The 12,318-nt window shown below is 52.2% G+C and carries 9 protein-coding genes; 3 read left to right on the forward strand and 6 right to left on the reverse strand.

Features of this window, described 5'->3' with window-relative positions:
* Positions 1–31 precede the first annotated feature (31 nt).
* The 3 genes from gldC to lon form a co-directional block, all read right to left on the reverse strand.
* A complete protein-coding gene (gene gldC / locus QA596_06100) occupies positions 32–367 on the reverse strand; it encodes a gliding motility protein GldC (protein MDG5767031.1) in 336 nt (111 codons plus the stop codon).
* 167 nt (positions 368–534) lie between these two features.
* A complete protein-coding gene (locus QA596_06105) occupies positions 535–1,572 on the reverse strand; it encodes an RluA family pseudouridine synthase (GenBank protein MDG5767032.1) in 1,038 nt (345 codons plus the stop codon).
* Between the two features lie 476 nt (positions 1,573–2,048).
* Positions 2,049–4,445, reverse strand: a complete 2,397-nt coding sequence (gene lon / locus QA596_06110) for an endopeptidase La (protein MDG5767033.1) — start codon at positions 4,443–4,445, stop codon at positions 2,049–2,051.
* A gap of 123 nt (positions 4,446–4,568) precedes the next feature.
* Here lon and recN point away from each other — a divergent pair, with 123 nt between their 5' ends.
* Positions 4,569–6,362 carry a DNA repair protein RecN gene (recN, locus tag QA596_06115; protein ID MDG5767034.1) on the forward strand — a complete coding sequence of 598 codons (1,794 nt, stop codon included), beginning with the start codon at positions 4,569–4,571 and terminating at the stop codon, positions 6,360–6,362.
* Between the two features lie 36 nt (positions 6,363–6,398).
* On the forward strand, positions 6,399–7,232 hold the full coding sequence (locus tag QA596_06120; protein MDG5767035.1) for an alpha/beta hydrolase: 834 nt from the start codon (positions 6,399–6,401) through the stop codon (positions 7,230–7,232).
* A 30-nt stretch (positions 7,233–7,262) separates the two neighbouring features.
* On the opposite strand, the gene QA596_06125 is transcribed toward QA596_06120, so the two are convergent.
* The 3 genes from QA596_06125 to QA596_06135 form a co-directional block, all read right to left on the reverse strand.
* Positions 7,263–7,847: a hypothetical protein gene (locus QA596_06125; protein MDG5767036.1), complete on the reverse strand. Its 585-nt coding sequence runs from the start codon at positions 7,845–7,847 to the stop codon at positions 7,263–7,265.
* Between the two features lie 118 nt (positions 7,848–7,965).
* Positions 7,966–9,099 (reverse strand): pseudouridine synthase, encoded by a 1,134-nt coding sequence (locus QA596_06130; protein ID MDG5767037.1) that lies wholly within the window; start codon positions 9,097–9,099, stop codon positions 7,966–7,968.
* Positions 9,100–9,135: 36 nt separating this feature from the next.
* On the reverse strand, positions 9,136–10,116 hold the full coding sequence (locus tag QA596_06135; GenBank protein ID MDG5767038.1) for a rhodanese-related sulfurtransferase: 981 nt from the start codon (positions 10,114–10,116) through the stop codon (positions 9,136–9,138).
* 413 nt (positions 10,117–10,529) lie between these two features.
* Here QA596_06135 and QA596_06140 point away from each other — a divergent pair, with 413 nt between their 5' ends.
* Complete coding sequence (locus tag QA596_06140) at positions 10,530–12,302, forward strand: T9SS type A sorting domain-containing protein (protein MDG5767039.1); 1,773 nt, start codon at positions 10,530–10,532, stop codon at positions 12,300–12,302.
* The last annotated feature ends 16 nt before the right edge of the window (positions 12,303–12,318 follow it).

The following is a 12,318-nucleotide window of genomic DNA, read 5'->3' on the forward strand; positions in this document are numbered from 1 at the left end:
GTGTAGTCTCTCTGGAGTTCAAACGGCGCGGTCAGGAGTCCGGTTTTTCTGCAATATTCATTTTTTCAGCGAAATAGGCACAGAAATCACGCATATCTCCGGCAATCTTTTCATCATCTACGGAACGTTGCAGGGTATCCGCCAGGGTTTTCAGTGTTTCATAGAAAAAGATTTTCATTTCGTCCCGGCTCATGTTTTTGGTCCACAGATCCAGCCTGAGCGTATCCTTGTTGTTGTGATCCCACAGGGATAACAGCATGGCTCTTACCTCCTCGCCCCTTTTTTCCAGATCATCGGCATCCCATGAGATTCGCTCGGGAACATGGTTTTCGTCAAGTTCAACGTTAATCTGAATCTTTTTTTTCATGGCCGATTTATTGGTTCATGGTGCGCGTTTATTTTCATCAACGATTGAGTGGTGGTGCGGGTTTCGTGTCCCTGGCGGTTAGAGGGAAAGTTTTGGGGACAATTGCTTTCAGGTTCCAAAAATAGGGTAACCGGGCGGAAGGAACAAATGAGGCTGTCTGAAAAAGGTCAGGTGCAATAACGCGTGAGTTTTTCGATGGTTCGCTCCATATCATCGGGCAATGGGGATTCGAAATGGAGCCATTCGCCGGTATCGGGGTGCTCGAACCCCAGAATCCGGGCATGAAGGCACTGCCTTCCAAGATCAGAAAATATATTGTGAAACATGGACTTTCGCGTTCCGGTATTGGGTCCGTATCTGACACTATTGCCGCCGTAAACCGGATCGCCGAGAACAGGGTGGCCCAGCCAGGAGCAATGTACCCTGATCTGATGGGTGCGCCCTGTTTCAAGGATCACATCCACAAGAACAAGGTGGTCGAACCTTTTCAGAACCTCGAAATGTGTGACCGCCTCCTTGCCCTGGCCGTCCGCTACAACGGCCATCTTTTTCCGGTCTGAAGGATCGCGTCCCAGCGGTTTGTCAATGCTGCCGGTATCTTTTTGCGGAGATCCCCACAATACCGCCCGGTAAACGCGATCCACAGTTTTGTCCGCAAACTGTTTGGAGAGATGATGGTGCGCGTAATCACTTTTGGCAACAACAAGGAGGCCACTGGTGCCCTTGTCAAGCCGGTGAACAATACCCGGCCGTACGGCATCATCCTTATTGGCCGTAGAGAGCTTTTGAGTTCGAAACAGCAGTGCATTCACAAGGGTGCCGGTCCAATTTCCATATGATGGGTGCACGACCATCCCCGGTGGCTTGTCGACCACCAGCAGGGTGTCGTCTTCGTACACCACGTCAATGGGGATATCCTCGCCGACGGCCTCCGGGGGAGGCGGCTTTGGAATTACAATCGCAATTTCATCCAGAGGCTGGACCCGGTAGGACGCTTTCTCCAGATGGCCGTTAACCCTGACCCACCCCTTACGAATTCCTTCCTGAACCTTGTTGCGCGTGGCGTTTTGAATGAAACCGGTGATGTACTTGTCCAGGCGCATCTGTTCCCGGTGGCCTTCCGGCACAACAAGATCATACCGGATGTAATCCCCGCGCTCTTCTTCGGAAAAAAAATCGGCGTCGGATATGATTTCGTTGTTCATTGTTTTTGAGGAGCTTATGTCGTGACGATCGGATCCGGTTAACGTTAATTAATGCCTATTTTATGACTTAAAGAGTACTTTTTTAAAAAAAGTATGTAAGGAATGGACCTTTTGCTGCTCTAGGTAGCAACTATTGATTAAGGTGGAAAGCCACAAATCTTACGGATTGTGGTTCACCAGGCCTTCACTCTAACAACGTTGAACTATTTCAGCGTTGTTAGACGTGGCTTGTACTGAAAAGCCGGCTGTTGCTGTCACTTCCCGGTGTAACCGTTGCTCTTGTTTTCAGATGAAACATCCATGGCCAATAATTCGGACCTACAGGCGAATGATAAAATCCATGGATGCTGCAGGTGACATTATAAATCTGAAACTTTAAACAGATGAAATGATAATGACCGGGCTGGTACCGGGATACGCAGTCGCATGATTAAAACCGGTCATGTCATTCTATCTGACATAATAAATCTGAAACTTTAAACAGATGAAATCAATTTGAGAAAATCCGGAGACCGGAAAACGTGTTCAAATGTCTCGGAAATATGGTTCACACCTGTGATCGTAAGCCCCTCTTTCACCTTGTCGGGAATATCGGCAAGGTCCGGCATATTTTCTGCCGGGATAATCACCGTGACAATTCCCTTGCGCTGTGCGGCCAGCAGTTTTTCATTGAGCCCTCCGATGGCGTAAACATCCCCCCTGAGGGTAATTTCACCGGTTACCGCAACATCATGCCGGACAGAAGAATCTGTCACAAGCGATATCATTGCAAGAGCCATCCCCATGCCGGCACTGGGACCGTCCTTCGGAATTGCTCCTTCCGGTATGTGTATATGGATCTCGTTCTTTTCAAAATAGTCGTCGGGTAACTGGAGGAAGGAGGCGTGCGAGCGGATATAGGTAAGCGCCGCCTGCGCGGATTCTTTCATGACATCACCCAGCTGACCGGTGAGCAGCAGCTTGTTTTTCCCTGGCATTCGGGCTACATCAAGTTGAAGGATGCTTCCACCGGTGCTGGTCCAGGCCAGCCCGTTAACACTGCCTACCCGATCCTTCTTGTCCAGTGAACGATCTTTATACTTCTCCACACCCAGAAACTCACGCACCCGACCGGTGTTGATGGTAATACTACCCGTTTGTTTCCCGTCTTTTTTCCGGTTAATCGCCCGTTTTGCAACTTTTCGACATAAAGCGGCCAGTTTTTGCTCCAGCTCCCGAACCCCGGACTCTGATGTATAGCGTTGAATCACGAGCCGGATGGCATCATCCCGAAACGTTACCCGGGATCGCTTGAGGCCGTGCGATGTGAGCAGGCGGGGAATCAGATGCTGTTTGGCGATTTCGACTTTATCATGCTCCAGATATCCGTGCAGGGGTATTACCTCCATACGGTCCAGCAGGGCCGGCTGAATGTTGCTGGCTACATTGGCGGTCGTAATGAACATCACTTGAGAGAGGTCGAACTCCAGATCCAGGTAATGGTCGTGAAACGTATCGTTCTGCTCGGGATCGAGAACTTCCAGAACGGCGGATGAGGGGTCACCCCGAAGATCGTGACCAAGTTTGTCAATTTCATCCAGGATAATCACGGGGTTCATGGTACCCGCTTTTTTTATCGCCTGGATTATTCTTCCGGGCATGGAGCCGATGTAGGTGCGGCGGTGGCCGCGGATTTCCGATTCGTCGCTCACTCCTCCCAGCGAGATCCGAACCATTTTTCGGTTCATGGCTTCGGCAATCGACTTGGCCAGGCTGGTTTTTCCCGTTCCGGGAGCTCCGACAAAGCAGAGAATCTGCCCCTTGATTTTCTGCACCAGATTCAGAACGGCAATATATTCGAGAATCCGCTCTTTGGGCTTTTCAAGTCCAAAGTGGTCTTTGTCCAGCGCCTGTTCCACAGCAGTAATATCGAGCCGGTCTTCAGAAAAAGCTCCCCACGGCAGCGCCAGAATCCAGTCCAGATAATTTCTGGACACACTGTACTCCGGCGACATGACAGGCGTCTTTTTAAGCCGTTCCAGCTCTTCATCGGCTTTTGCGCGAGCCGATTCCGGAAGAGGCCGCTCATCCATCATTTGCTTGATTTTTGCAAGTTCCGGATCGGCATATCCATCCTCGTCCAGCTCATCCTGAAGCACCTTGATCTGCTCCTGAATAAAGAACTTTCGCTGGGTCTCCTGAATCTCGTCCTGTACCTTCTCGTTGATTTCATTCGAGACGGCGAGCAGCTCCAGCTCCCCGGTCAGATGCGTCAGAATGGCCTTGTACTGCTTGTTCAGGTCTTTTTCCTCGAGCAGCTGCTGTTTCTCATGGATATCAAGGTCCAGATAGGATGCCATGAAAAAGAGCAGATTGCGGGGATTGTAATTCTGCTCAAAACCAAGCAGAACTTCTTCCGGCAGCTCCTGGTTCAAAAGCACCAGGCGTTCAAATCCCTCTTTGGTTTTCCGGATGAGGGCCTTGAGGCGCGGATTCATCCGTATCTTCGGTTCCTCCGGCAAATGAACGGAAGCTGTGAAAAAGGGCTCGGTCTGATTAAAAGACACGGCCTCGGCCGTGTGGATACCGCTGATCAGAACCTTGAGCAGGTCATTGGGCAGATGAAGCACCTGGATGATTTGCGCAAGGGTACCCTTTTTGTGCAGTGCTTCGGGCGCCGGATGTTCTTCATCGGGGTCGAGCTGCGCACAGAGCAGCACGTACTTGTCACCCTCGACGGCGCTGTTGACGGCGGCGATGGTGGATGAGCGGCCGACCAGTATCGGAAACATGGTATTGGGGAAGATGACCGTATCGCGGAGGGGTACAACAGGAACACGGTCGGGCGCATCCAGGGAGTCCGGAAGATCGTGATGTAACGGTTTCTTTTCCATTGTCACAAAATAGCCATTTTTCACCCAATTACGCAGTGTAAGGTTTGGCTTTTTTCCCACTCATATGGCAACAGAAGCTGGAACACTATCAGATCCGGGAAACGCGCCGTGGATTCAACAAGTATGAAAAAAACTCCTATCTTTGCATTATTCCATGAACCCGGAACAACGAATTCACCCGATAGACCTGTCGCAGTGATCCAAAGCCTCTATATAAAAAATTATGCACTGATTGATGAGCTGGATGTCAGGTTTCATGAAGGGCTGAATATTCTGACGGGGCAGACGGGCGCCGGCAAGTCCATTATCATCGGTGCCCTGAATGCGGTTCTGGGTGAGCGCGCAGATACAGAAACCGTCAGAGAGGGAACACGAAAGGCGGTAGTTGAAGCTATTATCAGCACAAGCTCACCGCACGATTCCCGGCTGGGAGAGCTTATGCGCGACCGCGACATCGAATGGGATGGCTCCGAGGTAATTTTGCGCCGCGAAATTCGTCCGTCCGGCAGCCGTGCGTTCATCAACGATACTCCGGTCTCCATATCCGCCCTTCGTGAGATAGGTGACCGCCTTGTGGATCTCCATGGGCAGCATGACCATCAGCTTCTGCTTAAACAGGATCACCATCGGGAAGTTGTTGATGAACTGATTGGTGTTCGCGCCGCCAGGGAGGCCTACTCCAGCGCTTATGGCAATGTCCGAAAAATCAGAAATGAGCTGCAGGAGCTGAAGCGCAGGGAACGGGAACTTGAAGAGAAGCTGGAGCTCCACAGGTTTCAGCTACAGGAACTGGAGGAAACGGAACTGGATGAAGAAGCCTTCCAGGAAATGGAAGCCGAAATGAAGCGCCTGGATTATGCGGAAGAGCTGGATCAAAAAGCCGCGATGATTGTGGAAGCCGGCTCCGGCGGCGAGTACAACCTTCTGGATCTGCTGGCCATGATCGAAGAGGCGCTCTCGGATATGAAGGAAAGGGAGCCGGAGTTCGAGTCGTACTGGCAAGAGCTTAAAACCGCTCATATTAGCATTCAGGAGCTGCTTTCTTTTACAGAGCAGTATAAGTCGCGCATAGAGTTCAACCCCGGCCGCCTTGAGGAGATTCGCATGCGGCAGGCGGAGGTGAGGAGGCTGGAAAAGAAGTACGGCCGCGCGTTGCCGGAGCTGGTTTCGTATCGTGATGAGTTGGCCGAATCGGTCAATCTGGCCGAGAACTTTGATCTGGAGCTGGAAAAGAAGGAGAAGGAGCTGAAAGCGGCTTCGGAGTTGCTTCGGGAGCGGGCCGAAGCGTTGCATGCCGCCCGAATCCACGCCGGATTGGAACTTGGGAACAGGATATCAGAAGCCCTGAAAGAGCTGGGTATTCCCAACAACCGTTTTGAGACCCGGGTGGAGTGGCGATATGATGATTCCGGCTGGATTGATATAGAGGGTCGCAAGGTGGGGTGCCATTCGGACGGCCCGGACGATGTCGTTTTTTATATCAGCACTAACAAGGGTGAGTCACCGCGCCCCTTGGCCAGAATTGCATCCGGCGGAGAGATTTCGAGAGTCATGCTTGCCATGAAATCGGTTATTGCCAGGGACCATCATCTGCCCGTCATGATTTTCGATGAAATTGATACGGGTATAGGCGGCGCCGTTGCCGAGCAAGTGGGCAAAACCATGCTGGATCTCTCTGCTCATTGCCAGATCATCGCGATAACGCATCAGGCGCAGATTGCGGGCCAGGCAGACCACCATTACAGGGTCGAAAAACAGGAGGAGGGTGACCGGACCATCACCCACATACGTCCCCTGGATGAGGAGGCGCATATCGCGGAAGTAGCCGCCCTGATGAGCGGGTCGGAAGTGAGTGAACATGCCGTGGCGAGTGCCCGTGAAATGGTTCAGAAAGCCAGGAACAGGCGGGAATCGTAATGATCAGCACCACCATATCCGGCATTGCCGGCCTTTATGTCAGGAAATAAAGCCATAATGGAAGCAGCAGCGCATCAAAAACACACGTATGAATATGGCCCTGGCGGTCAGTTTGTGTCATATTACAAAACCGGCACGGGTCCTCCGCTACTGATACTTCACGGCTGGGGAAGCCGGGCGTCGGTTATGCTGCCCCTGGCTAACGCCCTTTCGGATATCCGGACATGCTATATTCCCGATCTTCCCGGTTTTGGAGACTCACCCCCGCCGACAACTCCCTGGAATGTTGACAACTATGTTGATTTGGCATCATCGTTCTCATCGAGTATCGCTGGCGAACCGATCGATGTGCTTGCGCATTCGTTTGGAGGCCGGATTGTACTGAAATGGTGCTGCCTGCAGGAGGCGAAAGAGCTGTTGAACAAGGTGGTAGTTACCGGGGGAGCCGGAATGAAGCCGCGCCGTTCTCTTTCCTATTACCGCAGAAGGATTTCGGCAACGGTACTGAAAGCACCCTTTCTGCTGTTGCCGGAAAAGCTTAGAAACAGGGCACTGGAGCGTCTCCGCAGATCACGGCTCTGGAAATCCCTGGGATCTTCGGATTACAGCCGGCTTGAAGGGACCATGAGGGAAACATTTGTGCGGACCGTCTCGGAGCATCTTGAATCCTGTCTGCCGGAGATCCACCAGGAAATTTTTCTACTTTGGGGCAAGGGGGACGATGCCACCCCCTGGTATCAGGCGGAGCGCATGGAAAAAGGATTGAGAAACGGAACCCTTGTTGGTATCGACCAGGCCGGACATTACGCCTTTCTGGATCAGCCGGTGCGGTTTACGAGGATTGTAAGGGCTTATCTGGACCCAGCCTGACCCAGGCGGCAAACTCGGGGGCAATGGCGGTCAGTTCAGGAAAATGTAACGGAAATCACTCCAGGTGAAATCAGTGCCGTTGCTTCGGTCGGTCCAGGAATGGATTGCCCAGTCGCCGCTCTCATCCCGTTTCATAGTTATGATGAGTCTGCCCCGTGCCTCGGTCGGCAGTAGCTCGGGCCCCCGGTTGTGGTTGACCGTCAGCCGGTAATTGGTCTCGAACTGCTCTTCGTTTTCGCCCAGATTTACGAGGGAGGCCTCATCAAACTGCAGACCGTGTCCGCTGCGGCCCTCCGTCTCGGAACGCATTGCTCTGAAATAGTCAACTTCCTGCTGATATCCCCAGCCCTGCCAAAGACCGGGATTATTGCTTTGGGCATCGGAAGAGGGCCGGTAGGTGAAGTCGGCCTCTGAGAACAGCCGCTGATAATGGTCGGTATTCATGTGAGTTACGGCATTGACCAGGTTATCAATTACATTCTCCGGCCGGTCGGTTTGAATAAAAGGCGGACCCGTAGTGGTGCCGGGCTCTTCGGGATCCCGTGTCTCAAACAGGCTGCATGAGGCAGCCATGGGCAGAATCAACAGAAATAGCAGGATCCTCGATGGATTCATGGTAAGGCCGGGATCGGAGTAACGGGTTATTCTGTATTGAAAACGGTTCGAGAGGCAAAATACATATCATTGCGTATTCGTCAAACGCATCGGCTGAGCAGAGTCCCCGTATGAAACATTAAGGCTGAAGAGCTTCCCGGTAACCGGAGAGGTGGAATGAAAGGTTCAGGGATGGAATCTCCATTGCATGATGAACCAGTGATATGGCTGAGTTTTGCATGGGAAAGCCGTTTGTTTTACCCGCGGGGCGCCGTGTGCCCGGTTGTACGGTTCTGTTTCCATAAACCGGGTCGTCAATTATCGGATGTCCCCACTCCCGTAGATGAAGCCGAATCTGGTGCGTACGTCCGGTTGCAGGGCGGCAAGCAACCAGGGCGGAGCTGCCATTCGTGCGCAATACGCGGAACTCTGTCAGAGCCGGTTTCCCGCCGGGAGCACATTCAAACAGATAGCCGTTTTTTCGGCGGATGGGCCGGTCGATAGTTACGGCTTGCTCATCCGGAACCCCCGACACAATGGCAAAATAGTGTTTTGACACACGGCCCGTCTCGAAAGCCTGACGAACCCTGCCGGAAAAGTCGGGATTCCGTCCAAACAGTACCAGTCCGGTGGTGACCGCATCCAGCCGGTGCAGAATATGCAACCCTGATTCCCGGGCAGGATTTTGCCCGGTTGCAAAACCATTACTTTGAGAAGCAAAGCCCGGGTTTTCACCCGCTTCCTCCTGCAGAATCGAGAGGAGTGTGTTTCTGTAATAGCGCCCGCCGGGGTGCATGGGGAGCGGTGCCGGCTTGTAGACCAGCAGAAATTCGGGGTGTTTATCCAGGATTTGGATTTCATCGGGTACAGCCGGTTCCGTGAATCCCGGCTGAAAAATCGATAAAGCGGGTTCATCCGCCAGAGTGTCACCAGGCTTGAGCCGCCGGTCACCCTGGGTGATCCAGCCGGAACGAAGCCGTTCACTCCACACCTGTTCACTCCGGAACGGGAACCGGCCTGTCAGAAAGCGGATGATCTCCTGGCCGGTATCCTGTGGTCGAACACGGCAGGTAATGGTCCGATTACAGGGAGGGGCAATACGGATACGGCAGAATGAATCACGGTGAGTCGGATAGAAGGTGTCAGCGGCAGAAGGCTGACCCGGAAAAGGGAACAGAGAGCCCGGTTCGGATAGAACAGAATGGTTTTCGGGTGCTGGAGGGGTTTTGGAGCTTTTTCCGGGTCCGGCAATATATTCCGATTGACTTGTCATCGTTAGCTTCTGTTTTCAGAACGTTTCCCGCTGACCTCAACGGCTCAAACCGGTTCTCTGGTGTTTCCCCTGTTTGAAGGAGACATCAAAATAGTGATACCATTTTCGAAAAGGAGCATAGGCTTTATCCGGGTTGAAAGGACGTCTGCGCGGGTTTTGCCGGCACGATTCGCTGCAACAACCCTCCATCCGCTCGGCTCCTTTTGGCGAGCAAATAAACAACCGGTTGCACTCCATGTTGGCGCAATTGATGTACATGTCGCAGGGGTCACCGGTGATTTCGCAAAAACTGACGGGCTCTTGCTCCTCCGGATTTACCGGAACGACCAGACGATCATCAAACACAAAACATTTGCCACGAAAATGGCGCCCAGCCTGCTTGTTTGCGTAATTCAGAATGCCGCCGTGCAACTGGTTGACATCCCGATACCCTTTTTTCTTCATCAGTACCGAGAACTTTTCACAACGGATTCCGCCGGTGCAGTACATGAGCACTTTTTTGTTCTTCGGGATGCCGGCCCCATCCAGCCAGTTCGGAAAATCATAGAAATTTTCCACATCGGGCCTTTGTGCTCCTTCGAAATAACCGATGCGGGATTCATAATTGTTTCGGACATCAATCATGATATAGTCTTCACCCGATTCCATGACCCTCCGCCACTCGTCCGGCGAGAGATGACGCCCCCCTTCCTCGAGCGGATCCAGGTTTTCTCCCGATTTCAGGGATACCAGCTCGGGTCGATGCTTGACAATCAGTTTTGCAAAAGGCACCTCATCCGAAAAATCTTCTTTAAACTCGGTACCAGAAAACCCCTCTTTGCTTCGTAAAGCGTCTTTATAGCCAGTAATATCCAAAGTTTTGCCGGACAGGGTTCCGTTGATGCCTTCATCAGAGATATAAATGCGCCCCTTGAGACCCAGCCCGGAACACAACTGTTTTTGTTCCGCAACCATGTTCTCTGGCGATTCGATTCTGGCAAACTGATAAAAGAGGATGACGGAATACGGGGTGCTCATGGAGTAGTGTTTAGCTGAATGGATATTGCAACAGGTGCCGTCCTGAAATGAAGGCGTGTTTAAAGTAGAATGGTAAAATATGAAGAAACAACAACAATAGGGATGACGCCTCCCGGCCGGAGCGGAGTTTTTCATTCGTCCCGTATTGCGGAGGGATCTCATCCGGAACGACACCCCGCCTTTGCAGTCGAGAGCATGCGGTACGAAGATATTGTGCTGTAACGGAATGCGTCTTTATTCGTATATCCCGGCCAATATCAATCAGGGCATATGGCGAAGTGAAGAGCCGGAAGCAAGGATTGATGCTTTACGTGGTCCAAATATCATGGTATCGGTTCCGGTTCAGCCGGACTTGGTAATCCTGTACGGTAATAGTACCTTTATATTCTATGAATTTCGTTTGCAAATCACCCATGCGCTCAGCCCCACTCCTTGTATCCTTTGCTCTGTCGGCGACACTTTTTATGATGCTCCCCCCGGAACCGGTAAAAGGGTATGAAGCTGCCGCCATACCTGCCTCGGAACGAACGTTTGACACCAAGGGAAAGGAATCGGATCGGCCGGCTCATGCGGCACAAAAAGGACCGGGCCATGATGATCCTGTCAAATGTTTCACACCACATGTGATTCGGCACCAGGCGGATCCTGCGTCAACAGACCCTGAAGTACTTGCCAAAATGCAGGAGGTCCAAAATCTGCTAATTCCCGGAGAGCAGGAGTTTTTGTCGGAGTCCGGCCGCTTCCGGCTCTTGTATGTTACCGAAGGAACTCATGCTGTTCCGACAGAAGGCAGCAACGGGTCCGGTGTCCCGGATTACGTGGAGTGGGCCGCCGAATATGCCGATTACGCGTTTCGTAAACAGGTGGAAGAGTTGGGTTTTGTGGACCCCTCGGTGCATCAGGGCGTTGAGTGCGGTAGCAGGATTGGCGAGTGGCAGGATACCACCCTCTCCATCCGGTTTCGCTCTTTCGGGTTCTATGGACTCTTTTTCCCCAGTAGTCCGTTTGAAATTCAGGTTCACAATAACTTCAGGGGGTTTCCTCCCAATACCGATCCGGACGGACATGTTCACGGAGCGCTGAGAGCTACCATCGCGCATGAACTGAAGCACGTGATCCAGTATGCAACCAACTGCTTCCAGGGGGATGCGGGCAATCAGTCGTGGCTCGAAATGGACGCCACCATGATGGAGAATATCGTTTTTCCCCAGGTTAACGACTATTATAACTACATCACTTCCAACAGTTCGGTATTTCGCGCTCCGCACCACGGAATTCCTTCCGAGAGTGTAGCAGATTCTTACGGGCATGTGACCTGGTCGCTGTTTTATGCCGAATACCTGACAATGGATTACTGGGCCGGCACCTGGGATGCCATCGCCGATGACCATTTTATACCCATGGCCGATGCGATGAAAAAAACGCTGCGGAAACCATCCGATGCCGCCAGTGACCGGGCATTTTCCTCAAAACTGGCAAGAAACCATCTATGGCATGCTACTGCGGGATCGCGACAGATTCCGGGATATGGATTCAGCGAAGCGGATGCATACCCCGATGCTTATATGGCGGAACAGGTTTATCCGATACCGGAACGATATAATGACTGGCTCGAGCTCCCTCCCCTTTCGGGTACGTACCGCATGCTTCGGCCCGGCCCGGGTCAAATCGGAGAAATCGACCTTCACTTTACCCATAACCACCATCAGGCAGCGGTCGGTATTGTGGGCTATCAAAGGGATGGCGGCGCCATGGAATGGATCGTGCCGGCTGCGGAAGGAAACGAAACACAGAGCGTGTCCCCTTTCACAACAGCCGATCTGGACTCTTTCATCGTTGTAATTGTCAACGCGGATCGCTCTGAGCCGCTGGATTATTCCATTGAGCTGAGTGTTCGCAGTGTTCCGGAAATTGCCACACTGGAACACAATTACCCCAATCCTTTTAGTACCTCACGGGGCGCTCCGCACACGCGGATTGTTTTCAGTGTGCCTGAGGATTCCAGGGTATCCATAACCATGTATGATGTGCTTGGAAGGAGAGTCAGGGTTATTCTGGATGAGGAAATGAAGGCGGGACGTCATGAGGTACCGGTGGATGCCGGCGGACTCCCATCCGGAGTCTATCTCTATCGTTTTCGCACAGAAGATGTACAACAAACAGGTAAAATGACGTTGATACGGTAATGGGGAGTTTCGTTTG

The organism is Balneolales bacterium ANBcel1 (assembly GCA_029688905.1).
Classification (GTDB): Bacteria; Bacteroidota; Rhodothermia; order Balneolales; family Natronogracilivirgulaceae; genus SLLW01.

Coding starts and splice junctions, on each gene's coding strand:
- QA596_06125 (MDG5767036.1), bottom strand. CDS start 7,847: ATGAATCCATCGAGGATCCTGCTATTTCTGTTGATTCTGCCCATGGCT.
- QA596_06120 (MDG5767035.1), top strand. CDS start 6,399: ATGTCAGGAAATAAAGCCATAATGGAAGCAGCAGCGCATCAAAAACAC.
- recN (MDG5767034.1), top strand. CDS start 4,569: ATGAAAAAAACTCCTATCTTTGCATTATTCCATGAACCCGGAACAACG.
- QA596_06135 (MDG5767038.1), bottom strand. CDS start 10,116: ATGAGCACCCCGTATTCCGTCATCCTCTTTTATCAGTTTGCCAGAATC.
- QA596_06130 (MDG5767037.1), bottom strand. CDS start 9,099: ATGACAAGTCAATCGGAATATATTGCCGGACCCGGAAAAAGCTCCAAA.
- QA596_06140 (MDG5767039.1), top strand. CDS start 10,530: ATGCGCTCAGCCCCACTCCTTGTATCCTTTGCTCTGTCGGCGACACTT.
- gldC (MDG5767031.1), bottom strand. CDS start 367: ATGAAAAAAAAGATTCAGATTAACGTTGAACTTGACGAAAACCATGTT.
- QA596_06105 (MDG5767032.1), bottom strand. CDS start 1,572: ATGAACAACGAAATCATATCCGACGCCGATTTTTTTTCCGAAGAAGAG.
- lon (MDG5767033.1), bottom strand. CDS start 4,445: ATGGAAAAGAAACCGTTACATCACGATCTTCCGGACTCCCTGGATGCG.